The 16,757-nt window shown below is 54.7% G+C and carries 12 protein-coding genes and 2 tRNA genes; 2 read left to right on the top strand and 12 right to left on the bottom strand.

What is annotated here, in order from left to right; translation table 11 throughout:
- Positions 1–79: 79 nt before the first annotated feature.
- From ACT3UA_RS13065 to ACT3UA_RS13030, 8 genes are all read right to left on the bottom strand, one after another.
- Positions 80–152 (bottom strand) — tRNA-Glu (locus tag ACT3UA_RS13065).
- Positions 153–200: 48 nt separating this feature from the next.
- A tRNA-Gln gene (locus ACT3UA_RS13060) sits at positions 201–272 on the bottom strand.
- A 686-nt stretch (positions 273–958) separates the two neighbouring features.
- Positions 959–2,464, bottom strand: a complete 1,506-nt coding sequence (gltX, locus tag ACT3UA_RS13055; protein ID WP_444616867.1) for a glutamate--tRNA ligase — start codon at positions 2,462–2,464, stop codon at positions 959–961.
- Positions 2,465–2,585: 121 nt separating this feature from the next.
- Positions 2,586–3,350, bottom strand: coding sequence for a fumarylacetoacetate hydrolase family protein (locus ACT3UA_RS13050; protein WP_444616865.1), 765 nt, complete (start codon positions 3,348–3,350; stop codon positions 2,586–2,588).
- Positions 3,351–3,495: 145 nt separating this feature from the next.
- Positions 3,496–5,748, bottom strand: coding sequence for a hypothetical protein (locus ACT3UA_RS13045; RefSeq protein WP_444616863.1), 2,253 nt, complete (start codon positions 5,746–5,748; stop codon positions 3,496–3,498).
- Positions 5,749–5,977: 229 nt separating this feature from the next.
- Positions 5,978–7,063 carry a UDP-glucose 4-epimerase GalE gene (gene galE, locus ACT3UA_RS13040; RefSeq protein ID WP_444616861.1) on the bottom strand — a complete coding sequence of 362 codons (1,086 nt, stop codon included), beginning with the start codon at positions 7,061–7,063 and terminating at the stop codon, positions 5,978–5,980.
- A gap of 85 nt (positions 7,064–7,148) precedes the next feature.
- Positions 7,149–8,243, bottom strand: a complete 1,095-nt coding sequence (locus ACT3UA_RS13035; protein WP_444616859.1) for a branched-chain amino acid aminotransferase — start codon at positions 8,241–8,243, stop codon at positions 7,149–7,151.
- A gap of 118 nt (positions 8,244–8,361) precedes the next feature.
- Complete coding sequence (locus ACT3UA_RS13030; RefSeq protein WP_105554632.1) at positions 8,362–9,420, bottom strand: 3-isopropylmalate dehydrogenase; 1,059 nt, start codon at positions 9,418–9,420, stop codon at positions 8,362–8,364.
- Positions 9,421–9,581: 161 nt separating this feature from the next.
- On the opposite strand from ACT3UA_RS13030, the gene ACT3UA_RS13025 reads away from it, so the two are divergent.
- Both ACT3UA_RS13025 and ACT3UA_RS13020 read left to right on the top strand, forming a co-directional pair.
- A complete protein-coding gene (locus tag ACT3UA_RS13025) occupies positions 9,582–10,793 on the top strand; it encodes a sensor histidine kinase (protein ID WP_444616857.1) in 1,212 nt (403 codons plus the stop codon).
- A gap of 5 nt (positions 10,794–10,798) precedes the next feature.
- Positions 10,799–11,488, top strand: a complete 690-nt coding sequence (locus tag ACT3UA_RS13020) for a response regulator (RefSeq protein WP_444616855.1) — start codon at positions 10,799–10,801, stop codon at positions 11,486–11,488.
- Between the two features lie 70 nt (positions 11,489–11,558).
- Here ACT3UA_RS13020 and metG read toward each other — a convergent pair whose 3' ends face one another.
- From metG to wecC, 4 genes are all read right to left on the bottom strand, one after another.
- On the bottom strand, positions 11,559–13,109 hold the full coding sequence (metG, locus tag ACT3UA_RS13015) for a methionine--tRNA ligase (RefSeq protein WP_444616853.1): 1,551 nt from the start codon (positions 13,107–13,109) through the stop codon (positions 11,559–11,561).
- 57 nt (positions 13,110–13,166) lie between these two features.
- Positions 13,167–14,171 carry an NYN domain-containing protein gene (locus ACT3UA_RS13010; RefSeq protein WP_444616851.1) on the bottom strand — a complete coding sequence of 335 codons (1,005 nt, stop codon included), beginning with the start codon at positions 14,169–14,171 and terminating at the stop codon, positions 13,167–13,169.
- 123 nt (positions 14,172–14,294) lie between these two features.
- Entirely contained in the window at positions 14,295–15,479 is a 1,185-nt protein-coding gene (wecB, locus tag ACT3UA_RS13005; protein WP_444616849.1) for a non-hydrolyzing UDP-N-acetylglucosamine 2-epimerase, read from the bottom strand.
- A 30-nt stretch (positions 15,480–15,509) separates the two neighbouring features.
- Positions 15,510–16,742 (bottom strand): UDP-N-acetyl-D-mannosamine dehydrogenase, encoded by a 1,233-nt coding sequence (gene wecC, locus ACT3UA_RS13000; RefSeq protein ID WP_444616847.1) that lies wholly within the window; start codon positions 16,740–16,742, stop codon positions 15,510–15,512.
- Positions 16,743–16,757: the final 15 nt, after the last annotated feature.

Below are 16,757 nucleotides of genomic sequence, written 5' to 3'. Positions count from 1 at the left end.
TATGGAAAGCGCTCTGCCATCAGCACACGAATGCTTTGGCCGGTTAAAGGAAAAAACCACGACCGTGTCGTGGTTTTCGTGACCCCAACGGGATTCGAACCCGTGTTGCCGCCGTGAGAGGGCGGAGTACTAGGCCGCTATACGATGGGGCCGTACGCTGAAGATTTCTCTTCAACTCACCAAATTTCTCTGGTGAAGCGCTGGGATACCAGGACTCGAACCTAGAATGACGGAACCAGAAACCGTTGTGTTGCCAATTACACCATATCCCAATGTGACTTGGGCATTTGATCAAAATACCTCCAAGGTATTCGGATCGCACGCCGCAGCACGAGAATTAACTATACCCACGTAGCCGAGCCATGACAAATTGATAGTGCGCACTCAGCGCCCGTCGTGAGTCACGCGGATTCTCCGCAGCAGAGAGGCGGGCCCTGCTAGGCCGGCCACCATGCCTCCGAAGTGGGGCTCACGCTCCATTGTGCGGACGGCCAAGACTGCGGCGAGTCCCGCGTTCTTCGCGACGGGCACGACATTAGCGCGATAATCTCCGGTGTACAGCTTTCCAGCGGGCAAAGTTGCCAATGCAGAGCAACCTGCCAGGATGGTGCCGGATCTGGTTTCGGAGCGCCCGCAGCATTAGCCCCCATCACCACGGAGAAACCCGAAAGGCCCGCAGCCTCCAGCTTCATTCGCTGGTAACGACTCGTACTCTTCGACCCGGGTGCGAAACTCGTCATCGCGGACCTTCTCTTGCCCGGCGAGTTCTGAGGAACAAGTCAAACGCTGTTGGCGCTGTCCTTAGAATGTGAGTTCTCCGGACATCGCGATAAACACCTCGATGGCATCAGTACGCAAATCCACCAAGGTATCGTCAATATCAATGAAAACGCCTTCGAGACGTCAATCCGTAAGGACAGAGGTATCGAAGGCGTTCTTCATTCCAGGTTATGCCCTGCTAGCGGGATTCGCCGAACACGCGAAGACGGTTCAGGCTGGATTCCCGGCCCAGAATTTCCATTGACTCGAACAGCGGTGGCGAAACACGCTTTCCGGAGACAGCCACACGTGCCGGCCCGAAAGCCTGGCGTGGCTTCAATTCAAGCTCGTCAATCAGCTTCGCACGCAGCGCTTCCTGAATGGCTTCGGCGTTCCAGGTTTGGACACCCTCCAATGCCTGAATGCTCGCTTCAACGACCTCGACAAGATTCGTTGGCATTCCCTTCAGAGCCTTGTCGTCAATCACGATCTGGTCATCAGTTTTGAAGAGGAATTCCATCATCTCTGCAGCTTCGCCCAATAGCCCAATGCGTTCCTGGACCAACGGTGCTGCCGCATCAAGGACTTCGTTTTCGCGAGAGGTAAGTTCGGATCCAACTAGCTCGGCAGCCTGCAGGTACGGAACTAGCCGGTCACGGAAGTCCTGTGGCGCGAGCAGGCGTACGTGGGTGCCGTTAATGGCTTCCGCCTTTTTCAGGTCGAAACGTGCGGGGTTGGACAGCACGTCTTTGACATCAAAGGCTTCGATTAGCTGTTCACGAGTGAAGATGTCTTCATCAGCGCTCAGCGACCAGCCCAAGAGCGAGAGGTAGTTCAGCAATCCTTCGGGGATGAAGCCGCGGTCGCGGTGCAGGAACAAGCTCGACTCAGGGTCTCGCTTGGAGAGCTTCTTATTGCCCTGGCCCATCACGTAGGGAAGGTGGCCGAACAACGGCATGTACTGAGCCACCTTGATGTCGATCAAGGCGCGGTAGAGCACGATCTGGCGAGGAGTGGAAGAGAGCAGGTCTTCACCACGCAGCACGTGAGTAATGCCCATCAAGGCATCGTCCACGGGATTCACCAGGGTGTACAACGGCTGGCCATTTGCCCGAACCACCACGAAGTCTGGAATGGTGCCCGGCTTGAAGGTGATTTCGCCGCGGACCAGGTCGGTGAAGGTGAGGTCTTCTTCTGGCATGCGAATGCGCAGCACCGGTTCGCGGCCCTCGGCCTTGAACGCGGCGATTTGCTCGTCACTCAGGTCGCGGTCAAAGTTGTCATAACCCAGCTTTGGGTCACGGCCTGCTGCCTTGTGGCGTGCCTCGACTTCTTCCGGGGTGGAGTAGGACTCGTAGACGTGCCCGGCAGCGCGAAGTTTTGCAATGACGTCCTGGTAGATGTCGCCGCGCTGGGACTGGCGGTAAGGCTCATGCGGGCCACCGACATTGACGCCTTCATCCCAGTCGATGCCCAGCCACGCCAAGGCGTCCAGCAGCTGGTTGTAGCTTTCTTCGGAGTCGCGCTTCGCATCCGTATCTTCGATACGGAAAATCATCTTGCCCCCGGTGTGGCGTGCGTAAGCCCAGTTGAACAAGGCAGTACGGATCAGGCCAACATGCGGGGTGCCCGTAGGCGATGGGCAGAAACGAACGCGAACCGGGGTTTCGTCGGTCACGGTAGGAATCAGCGATAGATCAGTCATGGTGTTTTCATTCTAGTCTCGTTGCAAGGCAAGAAGCACAATAGCGCGCTGGTCTTCGCATCACATAAGGATGCGAAGACCAGCGCGCTATGGTCAAACCGGCCTTGCCGGTCCCGTTGGCCTAGCGGCGGAAGACGCTACGCAGCGTTCCGATACCTTCAACTTCAATCTCGACGTTATCGCCTTCATTGACCAGTCCAACACCTGCTGGTGTGCCGGTGAGGATCACGTCTCCGGGTAGCAAGGTGAATGCTTCGGATGCCCGAGCCACCAGATCATTCACCGACCAGATCATCTCGCTGGTCGATCCGTCTTGGCGGACTTCACCATTAACGCGGCTGACGATTCCCACATCATCCGGGTTTTCCAGCTGAGTTTCAATCCACGGTCCCAGCGGGCAAGCGCCGTCAAAGCCCTTGGCACGCGCCCATTGCGGGTCGGTGCGCTGGGCATCGCGAGCGGTGAGGTCATTGGCCACGGTGTATCCGAAGATCACATCCGCTGCCTTTTCGGCAGGGACATCCTTGCAGATACGTCCAATGACCAAGGCTAGTTCGCCTTCAAAGGAGACTTCTTCGGAAAACGAAGGAAGTGTCACTGGGTCGCCGTGCCCAACTACCGAAGTATTTGGCTTCAAGAACATCAGCGGTTCGCTAGGAATCTCGTTGCCGAGCTCGTTGGCATGCTCGCCGTAGGTCCGCCCGAATCCAATGACTTTTGACCGTGGAATGATTGGTGCAACGAGTCGTACGTCGTCTAACTGGTGCGTGGCACCGGTGGTCTTGATTCCCTGGAAGAAAGGATCTCCGGCCAAAACGTGGATATCGTTTCCGTCAACGACTCCGTACATAGGGTCGCTATCAACTACAAATCTGGCAATGCGCATAGTAATAAGCCTAGGGCATGTTTTCCCCTGAAACGCATGTTGCCGGAAAGCCGATCCGTTGGCCGGAGTGCGATTTGCTACATCTAGCTAAAGCCATGCGCACTGTCTGTAGCGCTCCAGTTTCCGGAAGGCCGGTTATTTGCTGCTAAGGAGCCTTGGAACTGGTGGCCGCGGGCACCTTTGGTGTCGGCGTACCTGTGGATTTCGTCTTGGCAGCAATTGGTTGCAAGTCCAATTCGGCAATTGAAGTTTTCGCAGCGTTCGCAAAGACTCGGCCATCATTTGATGCGGTAAGCCGACTTCCAAACTGACGGGTGAGCTGCGGGCTGCCAATGGTTGCACGAGTCCCGGCCGGAAAGTCTATGACAGTTGTTGTCCCAGCTGCGCTGTGGACCGCCTTGCCCTGTTGTTCTAAGACAACCAGGTCCGCGTTTTTCCATCCAGGCCGGTAGCTTGTGTTCTTTGCATTGGTCAGACGATGCTTCCTGAGCAATCTTCCGCTCTCCGGATCCAAAACGTTCACGCCTTCAAGATCAGCCACGAGCAGCCATCCGGCAATGAGCTTTGGCGCGTACAGTGCTCCGCAGTTCGCCCTTGGCCCGACATCCCAGGAGATTTCTTTCGTCGCAATGTGGAGTTTAAACACCCTCGCGATCCCCTCTGTGTCTGGCAGGCCGTATCCGTTTCGCACCGAGGTGGTGCCATAAACATATTCTTCGTCTGCAACCAGACCGGTGATCGAATGCTCGGTAATAAATCCTTGGCCCTTGCCGTCCAGCACCCAGATGATCTCATCGGTGTGAGAATCAAGCATTCCAAGGGCGCCGCCCGAACGTCCGTACTCCGGAACAGTTCCGAAGAAGACGTTTTTCGAGTTCTTCGCCCAGGCGAAAATTCTGGATTGCTCGTAATTCGTTGCGAGCCGTTCGATTCTCAGATAGCCCTCGGCCTTATTTTTGGCTGCACTGTTGATGCGCACGACGTCAGCCGACCCGTACGATCCAACCAGAGTTTTACCGGCATTGAATTCGATCATGCCTTCGATCTGGTTAATCACATTTTGGTCCGCTGGTGATGTCCATCGTTGTCCCGTATCAGGGTTGATCGAGGTTATGCCGGCGCCCATATAGCCTCCGACATACACGTTGCCGTCCGAATGCGCCATCAGGGATTGCACCACGAACTCGCCTTTTGCCAGGGCCACGGTATTCACCAATTGCACCGATTGACTCGAAAGTCTTACCACTTCAATCTGCAGGCCCGTTGCATTCGACGAGACGACAACGATCTGACTTTCGGTGGCATAGATGCTGAGTGCAGAACTGGCAGAAATATTGCCGACCAGCTGGTCTTCCCAAGAGGAAATGTTGGTCGCAAAGAGTTGACCATTGCTCACGCTGTAGAAATTCTTTGCCTTAGGAGTCACCGCGGAGGCTTTGCGACCTGACCAAACCCGTTCCACCGTTCCGTCCCAAGAATTTGCTTGCGGATTGAACAGCAATTGTCCCGATGTGGTATCGACCGAAACGACAATTCTATTTCCAATCGCTTTCAATGATGAGATAAAGCCAGTGGCCTTGGGCTCTGGCAGAGCGATCTCGGTGGTCTTCTTGGGAGCACTCGCGGAGAAACGAAATAGTCTTGGACTACGCGAACCTGTGCCTAGCCACACGACGTCGTTCTCGTCAATGGCCACGCGGCGGACATAGTCAGTATCGGCCGCAACCCGCTCAAAGACCTGGACCTTGCGCGTCTTGGGAGTGTAGTTAAAGGCAGCGCCCAGCGGATAAGTTCCGCCCCAAACAGTCCCCTTGGAATCTATTTGCAGATCATAGATCGTGGAGGCATTGGGAACCTCACCCACCACGGTCGTCACCGAAGGGCTTGATGGCTTCCAAACCAAAAGCGAATTGCGCGTTGCTAGATATAGGGTCTTGCTCGCTTTGTGCCATTTCATGGATTGGATTCCACCACTATGGCTGTTGGGAACGTCCACAACGTGCACGGGGGAAGTTCGCCGCGGATCCACTATTTGAAGTTGGTGGGCGGGGCCGACAATCGACACTGCCAACCAGGGAAGCCCGGACTTTTCAATACCGGGCAGCGGTTCCACACGCCTAATTTTCGTGGCCGGGAAGGCTCCTTCATGATTTTGCAGTGCACCGGTGGTGTTGCGAGTGCGTTTGAGTAGTGCGATAACTGAGGGATCACGATTGCTGAGAACCGGTTTAGGCTGTGGAGTTTTCGTCGGAGCGATCGGTTTGGAAGAAACCGACGATTCGCTAGGTCCAGAGTCCGGAAGTTGATTGTAGACAATTGCCCCTGCGGTGACCGCTCCGAGAGTCAAAACTACTCTTCGGCTGATTCGTTTCGCCGAACGCCCCTCGTCTTCTGCCACTAACTACTTCCTTACGCTCATGAAATACGCCAGCATAGCGGATAAAAGACGCGTTTATCGAAGCCTGATATTTCAGTAACGACACCACGCGGCAAATTGAAAGTTGAAAAGTTCGGTTTTCACATTTACTGCATCCGGTCCGCCGCACTATCTTCCAAGGCATTGACCGAAGTGAGAAATAACTGACCGGGTCCGCCCCTGTGGTGGACTGAGAAAGTACAGATGCCTGCTACTCAATGACTGTACGACTAGTTCCACAGATAAAATCTTGTAACGATTCGGCGTTGATAAGTTGAGGGTCATCTTCCGGAAATCCGTCGGGATTATTGGACTGCCAATTCCACATGTCTGCGACCATTTGTTCTAAACCACGTTCGGCTTTCCATCCAAGATCTAGGCGAGCCTTTTCAGGGTGTGCGTAACTTTCTGCGACGTCGCCTGGACGACGCTCCGTGATTCGATAGGGAACCGGCCGCCCGGAGATTCGAGCGAACGCGTCTATTACTTCCAACACGCTGGAACCAGCACCAGTACCTAGATTCCAAACATGCACACCTTGAGAATTAGACAGATAGTCGAGTGCGGCCAGATGCCCAGTTGCGAGATCCAAGACATGGATGTAATCGCGCACGCCCGTGCCGTCAGCGGTTGAATAGTCGCCGCCGAATACTTGTACTTCGGCGCGTTTTCCAATGGCTACTTGAGCCACAAAAGGCATCAGGTTATTCGGAATTCCTTGCGGGTCTTCCCCAATTAGTCCCGACTCGTGTGCACCAACCGGATTAAAGTAACGGAGATTAGCAATATGCCAGCGCGAGTCTGACTCTGCCAGCTCTTCAAGCATCTCCTCGATATGCAATTTCGTGCGCCCATAGGGATTTGTAGCGTTTCTTCGTGTGTTTTCATGTAGCGGTAGATCTGTCGAATCTCCATAAACAGTGGCAGAAGAGCTAAAAACGATGGTTCGACATTCAGCTTCACTCATAGCATCAAGTAAGTTCAGGGTGCCGACGACATTGTTCTTGTAATACTTAAGCGGCTGAGCTACCGACTCGCCAACAGCTTTAAGCCCGGCAAAATGAATGACTGCCTCCGGCTTGATCTCACCGACGGCTTGACTCAAACTTTCCGCGTCTAAGAGATCGATGTGGTATGCATTCAGACTCCGTCCGGCAAGACCAACCACTCTGCGAAGAGACTCTGGAGACGAATTACTAAAGTTATCAATGACTGATACTTGGTGCCCTTCCTGCAAAAGCAAAAGTACCGTGTGCGAGCCTATATATCCAGCACCGCCGGTGACAAGTATGCGCATCTATGATTTCTCCAACGTCAAAAATTAGAATAACCCATGTAAAAGGTACTTACACGGGCTATTCTAGCGAATTTTTACTGCGCTTTTAGGCCAGTCGCTCCAGCCAGCCGTGACGGTCCTCTACGGTTCCACGCTGGATACCGAGAAGCTCTTCACGAATCGACATGGTGATTTCACCGGCCGGCGCATTTTCATCGCCGATTAGTTCGCCACCATTCTTCAGCACGCCAATTGGAGTGATGACCGCAGCGGTGCCGCAGGCAAAGACTTCAGTGATATCACCATTCGCGATGCCGTCCCGCCACTCATCCAGAGTGATCTTTCGCTCTTCAACGTCCATGCCGCGGTCCTTGGCAAGCTGGATGATCGAGGAACGTGTGACTCCTTCGAGGATGGTGCCGGTCAACGCCGGAGTGACCAGCTTTTTATCCTTGGTCACGAAGAACACGTTCATTCCGCCGAGCTCTTCCACCGCATTGTCATTGAAAGAATCAAGGAAGAGTACTTGCTTGCACCCGTTTTCTTCCGCCTCGAGCTGAGCCACCAAAGATGCTGCGTAGTTGCCACCGCATTTAGCCGATCCGGTACCACCGCGGCCTGCGCGTGCGTAGTTCTTGGATACCCAAATGCCCACCGGCTTCAGCTCTCCACCGAAGTAGTTTCCGGCCGGTGAGGCAATCACACGGTAGGACACTTCGCGTGCCGCGCGTACACCCAGAAACGCCTCGGTAGCGATCATGAATGGGCGCAGGTACAGAGCTTCCCCATCACCGGTTGGAACCCACTCAATGTCGGTAGCGACGATTTTGCGCAGGGACTCAACGAAGACTTCATCATCAAGCTGCGGCAGGGCGAGCCGAGCTGCCGACTTATTCAAGCGAGCAGCGTTTGCATGGGGGCGGAAGGTCCAGACCGAACCATCTTCGTGACGGTAGGCCTTCAGGCCCTCAAAGATCTCCTGGCCATAGTGCAGTACCGAAGCGGCGGGATCCATGGCGATCGGCCCGTACGGCTCAATCCGCGCGTCATGCCACTGGCCCGAGCCGGGCTCGGAGGTGGCGGTCCAGTCAATGACCACGGTGTGGTCGGTGAAGAAGTCTCCGAACCCCGGGTTGGCCAGAACGGCGGCGCGTTCTTCTGCGCTCTTGCGATTCGATGAAAGATTTTCGTTGAATTCCATCTGCCTCAGGACTTCCTTGCTCAATTAACGAATAACGGGTGCCCCACGCCATTGGCGGAACACCCGTCCGTGGATTTGCTTCTCGATTAGCGGATAATCGAGTTACATCGCTTTTAGCTTATGCCAGTAGCGACACGATTGCATCGCCAATTTCACTTGTGGTGCGGTGATCGGTCAATTCTTGGCGTGAAGTGATCTCTTTTTCGACAGCTTGCTCAACGGTAGCCGCTTCGGCAGACATGCCGAGGTGATCCAGCATCAGCGCCACCGACAGAATTGCGGCGGTAGGATCAGCCTTCTGCTGGCCGGCGATGTCGGGAGCAGAGCCGTGGACCGGTTCGAACATGGATGGATAGGTACGGTCCATGTTGATGTTGCCGCTAGCCGCCAGTCCAATGCCGCCGGTGATGGCGCCGGCCTGGTCGGTGAGGATGTCACCAAATAGGTTATCGGTCACAATGACGTCGAATCGGGATGGATCGGTGGTCAAGAAGATGGTCGCTGCATCAACGTGCAGGTAGTCGTGGGTCACCTCTGGGAATTCCGGTGCCACCATCTCTACCGTGCGCCGCCACAAATGTCCGGCATAAACCAACACATTGTGCTTGTGGACCAAGGTCACATGCTTGCGCTCCCGGGCGGCTGCGCGGGTGAAGGCATCACGAACTACACGTTCAACACCGTAGGCGGTGTTCACTGAAACCTCGGTCGCGATTTCATGCGGGGTCCCGGTACGCACCGAGCCGCCGTTTCCAACGTACGGGCCTTCGGTGCCCTCGCGGACGACTACGAAATCGATGTCACCCGGGTTAGCCAGCGGGCTTTCGATTCCAGCGTAGAGCTTGGCGGGGCGCAGGTTCACGAAATGATCCAACGAGAAGCGCAGCTTCAACAGCAGTTCACGCTCAATGATTCCCGAGGGGATTCTCGTGTCGCCCGGAGCCGCGCCGACCGCGCCAAACAGGATGGCATCATGCTGCTTGATGGCTTCGAGCGTCTCATCTGTCAGGGTCTCCCCCGTTTTGAGCCAGTGTTCCGCACCCAACGTGTATTCGGTGAGATCAACTTGTTGACCTCCACCGTTGGTCACGAACTTCAGGACCTTCACGGCTTCGGCAACCACTTCTGGGCCGATACCGTCGCCTGGAATGACAGCAATATTAATGACGTTTCCCATGTTTTCATCATAACGAAGCAAATCCACCATTTGAGAACCCATCTCAAATACTGAGAATCATTTCTATGTAAGTCATGAGAACATCAAACCGTGGCATGAGGACGGGGCTCTGAACGCTGACTAGACTCGAGTAGTAGAAGTCTTTAGGCACGAGGGAACAGTTGATCTTTAATAATCCACACCGGCGCATCGACCGGTGGATTCGTTCGAATCCAGGCCGGATCGATTTGTTCACCGGCGCTTTCTATACTTTGATGTGCACAGGGGTCGCGCTTGCCATGGGCGCCGGGGACGGCATGGGTTTCGCCCTTAGTTTATTTGCCATCGCCATTTTGCAATCGGCCCCCCTGATGGTTCGCCGCCGCTATCCATGGGGCGTCACGATTGTCGTAGCCTGCGCTCACCTCATGCAGCTGTTCTTCCAGGGATTCTTCCTTCCCTCGCAGCTATCGGTTCCCTTGCTGATTTACACCATGGCCGTCTACGGGAAGCGGTGGCAATCCTTCGCTACCTTAGGCGTGGGGTTGCTCGGTGCGATTCTTGCAACCTTTAACATCTTTGGCCCGGGCTCCTACGGTCAAGCCGCCTTATCCTTTGACATGATCATCTCCTTTGTGGGCTTATCGCTGGTGGTAACGCTGGCCTGGACCTTTGGTGATCTCGCCCGAAGCCGGCGGCAAACCCTGAACGCCTTGCGCGCGCATGCACAACGCTTGGAAAACGAACGGTTGATTGAACGTGAGCTAGCAGCCTCAGATGAACGAAACCATATCGCCAGAGAAATGCATGACATCGTGGCCCACTCGCTCTCGGTGATTATTACCCAGGCAGATGGTGCACGCTACGCGGCCGCACAGGACCCAAATATTGCGGTTGAAACCTTGAAGACGGTTTCTGACGCGGGGCGCTCCTCACTGCGCGAAATGCGACGCTTATTGGGCGTGCTGCGCACAGATGAAGAGGTTGATCACCGCCCGTTGCCAACACTGGAAAACATTCAAGAGTTGGTTGAAACTGCCCTGAGGTCCGGACTGGAAGTTTATTTTCAGGTCAAAGGATCGCCGCGTCGCCAGTTGCCAACCGGAGCGGAGCTGACCGCGTACCGCTGCGTGCAGGAAGCGCTGACAAATGTCATGAAACACGCGGGCCCAAGGTCAACCACGAACGTGACCCTGAGCTGGACTAATCGAGGTATCGAAATAAGCGTCATCGATGACGGCCGGGGCGCAGGAAGCTTGGGTATCGCTGGCACCGGCCAAGGTCTGCGCGGATTGCACGAACGAGTCTCCCTATACGATGGAACCAGCACCGCTGCTCCGCATCCAGGCGGAGGTTTTGCCGTCTCTGTGTTCATCCCCTACTCCGAGGACTAAATAGAATGACCACCAGTGAGCCAATTACAGTCGCCTTGGTCGATGACCAGCTTCTGGTTCGTAGCGGTTTCCGAATGCTCATCAATTCCCAACCGGATATGAATGTTGTCGCCGAGGCTTCCAACGGACGCGAGGCGTTGGCCTCTCCCTCACTGGCCTCTGCAGACATCATATTGATGGACGTCCGCATGCCGGAAATGGATGGAATCGAAACGACCGAACGGCTACTGGCCTCTAAGGATCAATCCAAGCCCGCGCCTCGCATCATTGTGCTGACCACTTTTGATATGGACGAGTATGCGTTCAGCGCCATTCAGGCTGGAGCGAGCGGTTTCCTGCTCAAGGATGCTCCTCCCGAAGAGCTGCTGGAATCGGTGCGTACGGTAAACCGCGGGGACGCCGTGATTGCGCCTTCGACAACAAGAAGGCTTCTGGACCACATGGCCCCGCTGCTAAAACGCTCATCTCAAACCAACGATACGTTGATGTCCGCCGTAGAGTCCTTGACACCTCGTGAACGCGAAGTCTTTGGACACATCGCCTTAGGGCGTTCGAATCCAGAGATCGCGAGAGATCTGTTTCTATCCGAGGCCACGGTAAAAACTCATGTGGGACACATTCTTGCCAAGCTCGGTGCCCGTGACCGGGTCCAGGCCGTGGTGATTGCCTACCAGACCGGTGTAGTCAGCGCCTAGCGCTTACCGATTAAACTTAGAGCTCCAAGCCTGGTGTTGAAACCAAGCTTGGAGCTCTAAGTTTTCAGGCTTACTTTTCTTCTTCGTACCGCGGGAAAACCGGAGCCGGTGCTGGCAATTCGGTTCCCGGCACCAGGACGGTGTCAAAGTTCTCGAAATTGCGTGCGGTCCCCTGCCCTACTGCGAGCAGGTCAAGCATGCCGGTCATAGTCTGCGGCAGGACCGGCTGCAGGAGCATCGCGACCTTGCGAACAATTTCAATGGTCACGTAGAGAACCGTTTCCATGCGTGCTGGATCGGTTTTCTTCAGCTTCCAGGGTTCCTGCTCGGCGAAGTACGCATTGGTGTCACCCAAGACGTGCCAGACGGCTTCCAAAGCCCGACTGAAGTCTTGGCGGTCATATGCTTCCTGATTGATTTCCAAAAGCTTTGAGGCGGCAGCCAGTATCTGCTCATCGGCTTCCAGCAGCTGCCCGGGTGCCGGCACGACGCCCCCGCAGTTCTTGGCCACCATGGAAAGCGATCGCTGCGCGAGGTTTCCAAAGTTATTGGCGAGATCGCCATTAATGCGCGCAACAATGGTGTCATGGTTGTAGCTACCATCAGCGCCAAAGGTCACTTCACGCAGGAAGAAGTAGCGCACCTGGTCGAGTCCATACCGAGCCACAAAATCATCGGGTGACACGGTATTGCCCAAAGACTTGGACATCTTCACACCGTTATTGTGCAAGAAGCCATGAATCATTACACGTTTGGGCACCGGCAGCTTTGCCGACATGAGGAAGGCCGGCCAGTAGATGGCATGGAACCGGGAAATGTCCTTGCCGATAACGTGTACGTCTGCGGGCCAGTACTTCTGGAAAGACGCAGATTCCACGTCGGGGAAGCCTGCACCGGTCAAGTAGTTCGTCAGGGCATCGACCCATACGTACATGACATGCTTCTCGTTGCCTGGAACCGGGATTCCCCAGTCGAAGGTTGTGCGCGAAATCGAAAGGTCAGTCAGCCCGCCTTCAACGAAACGAACAACTTCGTTGAACCGTGATCGCGGGGCACCGAAATCAGCGTTCTCTTCGTAGTGAGCCAGCAGCTTGTCCTGGTACTTGGACAGTCGGAAGAAATAAGATTCTTCCTCGGTCCAAGTTACCTCGGTGTCGGTTTCGGTCGTGTACCGGATACCGTCTTCGCGTACCTCGGTCTGTTCTTCGGTGTAGAAGGCTTCATCACGAACCGAGTACCAGCCGGCGTACTTGTCCAGATAAATATCGTCGTTGGCTTCCATCCGGCGCCACAGCTCCTGCGCCGCAGCGTGATGGTCCGCGTCTGTGGTCCGAATGAAACGGTCGTAGCTCGTGCCCAATTCATCATTCATCGACTGGAACGCATCCGAGTTGCGCTGCGCCAGCTGCGCTGGGGTGATGCCCTCATTCTCCGCAGTCTGCATCATCTTCTGACCATGTTCGTCCGTACCGGTCAGAAAGAAGACGTCATAACCGTCAAGCCGCTTGAAACGCGCCATGGCATCCGTTGCGACAACCTCGTAGGCATGCCCAATATGTGGGGTGCCGTTCGGGTAGGAGATAGCTGTGGTGATGTAAAAGGGTTTCTGCTGAGAAGTCACGATACAAATTTACCTTAGTCAGTGCTGGAAGCTGGATTCTTCGAGGCGATCATCGCGTCACATGATCTGATCCAGATAGTCCCAAAAAGCGCCACGAAGGGTACGGCGGATAGTTTGTTGATCCGTTTTCCACTCCCCGAGCACCTGGGCGCAGTCCTTAAGCAAGGTCCGGTCGATTTCTGGCGGCAGTTGTGGTTTGTCCGCGACCAGTTCAACAACCTCTGATTGGGTAGTGCTGGCAAGCCAGGACTGAGCTACTTTGGCCCCGATTTCTTCAGCCGCGGTCAGTTCCTTTTGTTCGTAGGCAGCATGGCCATGGAAACCCGAACGTTCGCTATCTGAAGAGTAGACGACTTCCGCTTGAGTCGTTGGCTCGGCGCTGCGGAGAACTTGGGCCTTTTGCGCCAATAAGGCGGGGGTTGGTATTCCAGGTTTTGCTACCGCCGAGGGCTTCGCCGTTGGAGCACCTGCCACCAATGCGGTTTTATCACAATGATCTTTATCCCAGTCAATGATTCGAGTGAATGAACTATCAATAATGGAATCGGGCATCACCTCAATAGCGTCGGCCGTCAGAGCTAAGTGTTCGGCAACCGAGGCTACTCCCAAACGGCTCTGGTCCTTTTGCAAACCAAGCAATACGACCTTCATGCCCAAGTCTTGGGCTTCTTCTACTGCTTCGGCCAGGTCGTCATCTCCGGAAACGAGATAAGCAACGGATGCCGATCCATGTCGTGCTACGCCAACCAAATCCAAGGCCAGCCGGAGATCAACACCTTTTTGCTCGCCATTATAGGAAATGCGACCTAGTCGGACTTTTACACCTGGAATCAGGCCAATACGCTTATGCTGTTCGGTAAATAGACCGTCCTTGGATGCGTCATACCAGTAGACCCGGAGGTTATTCAGTCCCGTATTCTTCTTGACAGTCTGGACTATTCCACGAACTAAAGACTCATAATGCGTGGTAAAGGCCGAACGGAGAGTCGTTCCAGCAACCCTATGCCCGCCTAAGGACAATAAAAACCCGGCATCAACAAATATTGCAGTTTGATTCATCATACTTTTGATACTAGTCAGTACAGAGCGAAGAATCCTGCACCATAAGAGCTACGCCAGATATTGGTTCATTTTAAAAGCGTGAGGGACTAGAACAAAATGTTCTAGTCCCTCACGATAGACATGCTAGATGCTTGTTGCTCGCATCATGTCATCCGCATCGGATAGACGCGAATCAAATTCTTCAATTCGCTCCCCCACACCAAGCAGCTCCGCAATGGCAGCTACAGTGCGTTCAGAAGCTCTTCCGTCGCCGTAAGGATTAACCGCGTTGGCCATATCCTCATATGCGGCAGAATCATTCAACAACTCCGAAACTGAATCGAAGATCCGCTGTTCGTCAGTTCCGATGAGTCGAACGGTACCAGCCGTCACTGCTTCCGGACGCTCGGTATTCAGGCGCATTACCAATACTGGCTTACCCAGGCTTGGCGCTTCTTCCTGCACTCCACCGGAGTCAGTCAGGACAACTGTTGAGGCATCGATGATTCGAGTGAACTCACCATAAGCCAGTGGCTCCGTCAACGTAATGTTCGGAATACCATCGATTTCCGGAAGCAGAGCCTCACGTACCGCAGGATTGCGGTGCAGTGGAAGGATAAACTGAATATCGGGCTCTGCTGCGGACAAGCGCGCGATCGCTCGGCCAATACCGCGCATCGGCTCACCCTGGTTCTCGCGACGATGAGTCGTCACCAAAACAATTCGCTTGCCGGAGTTCACGATTTCTTCAAGTTGTGGATCCGTGAAGGGGATCTTCTTTTCAACCACGGTCAGCAGCGCATCAATAACGCTGTTGCCAGTGATGACAATGTCCTTGCTGTTGAAGGTCTCGCGCTCGAGGTTACGCTTGCTCAGCGAGGTTGGCGCCAAGTGAAGGCTGGCAATCTGGCTGGTGAGCTTGCGATTGGCTTCCTCCGGGAATGGCGAGAAAAGGTCGTAACTACGCAGACCAGCCTCGGCGTGTACCACTGGAATTCCACGGTAGAAGGCTGCGATAGCTCCTGCAGTAGAGGTGGTGGTGTCACCCTGGACGACTACGGCATCCGGCTTTTCTTTTTCAAATATTTCATCCAGACCAGCAATGGTCTTAGTCAGCAAACCGTTGAGGGTCTGTCGCGGCTGAATTACGTCAAGATCATAGTCCGGTTTGATACCAAACAATTCGTTGACCTGATCCAGCATCTCGCGGTGCTGTCCAGTAACAACAACTACACAGTCGAAACCTTCGGCCTCTTTCAAGGCCTTAACGATCGGAGCAACCTTGATGGCCTCGGGACGAGTGCCATAGATCGGCATGATCTTCTTCATGGGGAATCTACCTTGTCAGAAGTGGGGAATTTAGCGCCAGAGACCGCGGGTGTCAATGACATCCTTGCCTGCAAGCGCAGTGGCGGGAACCGATTTAAACTGATCGTGATCCACCAACAGGGTCACAACCTCTGCGGCTTCCAGCGCCTCATCCAGTGGAGTCAGGGTGAGGTTCGCAATGCCGTCAAGTTTCTTGGGCAGTGCATCAACGTGTGGTTCGACAGCCAAGAACTCGACGGTTGGATTCTCGACAGCCAGTTTGCGAGCGATTTCAATGGATGGCGATTCACGCATGTCATCGATGTTCGCCTTGAAGGCAAGCCCTAATACAGCAACCTTGCCATTAAACGCTGGCGACTTAGTGGCCTGAACAACCTTGTCGATGACCCAGTTTGGCTTGGAGTCGTTGGTTTCGCGAGCCATCCGGATGAGCTTGGACTCCTCCGGAGCGGCGGAAACAATGAACCATGGATCCACAGCAATGCAGTGACCGCCAACGCCTGGACCAGGCTGAAGGATGTTCACACGCGGATGACGGTTCGCAAGGGCAATGAGTTCCCAGACATCGATCCCGATCTTGTCAGAGATCACCGAAAGCTCGTTGGCGAAAGCAATATTCACGTCGCGGAACGAGTTCTCAACCAGCTTCGCCATCTCGGCGGTTTTGGCATCGGTAGTCAAAATCGCAGCCTGGCAGAAAACCTCGTAGAGAGCCTTGGCCTTATCGGCAGCTTCCGGGGTAATGCCGCCAACAATACGGTCGTTGGTCACAAGCTCTTCCATGACGTAGCCCGGCAATACGCGCTCTGGGCAGTGCGCCACGAGCAGGCTGTCGGCGTTCAAGTCTGGGCGCTTGGCCAACAGGTAGTCAGCCATGTGCTGAGTAGCCCCAGGAGGCGAGGTGGATTCAAGGATGACCAGTTCGCCACCTTTGAGGTTCGGTGCGATACCTTCTGCGGCGGCTTCTATGTACGAAAGATCTGCGGTGTAATCATCGTTGAACGGAGTTGGCACGGCAACGATGTATGCTTCGGCGGCAGGAGTCTCGAAGCTGGCGCTGAGCGTTCCTGCGGCAACCGCGGCTGAAACGAATTCGCCCAGCGCTGGTTCAACGAACGGAACTTCGCCCTTGTTGACGGCCTCAACAGTCCGGGGAGTAACATCTACACCCTTGACGGTGATTCCTTTCGACGCGAGGATCGCGGCGGTTGGTAGGCCGATATATCCCAAACCGATGACGGCGACTTCTTTAATGCTATTCACTAAAGTGACTTTCCT

It is taken from the genome of Glutamicibacter sp. 363 (genome assembly GCF_052379505.1).
In the GTDB taxonomy this organism is placed as follows: Bacteria; Actinomycetota; Actinomycetes; order Actinomycetales; family Micrococcaceae; genus Glutamicibacter.
The sequence above is the reverse complement of the archived record's forward strand: the minus strand, read 5'-3'. Positions and strand labels throughout refer to the sequence as shown.

Coding starts and splice junctions, on each gene's coding strand:
- gltX (WP_444616867.1), bottom strand. CDS start 2,464: ATGACTGATCTATCGCTGATTCCTACCGTGACCGACGAAACCCCGGTT.
- ACT3UA_RS13050 (WP_444616865.1), bottom strand. CDS start 3,350: ATGCGCATTGCCAGATTTGTAGTTGATAGCGACCCTATGTACGGAGTC.
- galE (WP_444616861.1), bottom strand. CDS start 7,063: ATGCGCATACTTGTCACCGGCGGTGCTGGATATATAGGCTCGCACACG.
- ACT3UA_RS13035 (WP_444616859.1), bottom strand. CDS start 8,243: ATGGAATTCAACGAAAATCTTTCATCGAATCGCAAGAGCGCAGAAGAA.
- ACT3UA_RS13030 (WP_105554632.1), bottom strand. CDS start 9,420: ATGGGAAACGTCATTAATATTGCTGTCATTCCAGGCGACGGTATCGGC.
- ACT3UA_RS13020 (WP_444616855.1), top strand. CDS start 10,799: ATGACCACCAGTGAGCCAATTACAGTCGCCTTGGTCGATGACCAGCTT.
- ACT3UA_RS13010 (WP_444616851.1), bottom strand. CDS start 14,171: ATGATGAATCAAACTGCAATATTTGTTGATGCCGGGTTTTTATTGTCC.
- wecB (WP_444616849.1), bottom strand. CDS start 15,479: ATGAAGAAGATCATGCCGATCTATGGCACTCGTCCCGAGGCCATCAAG.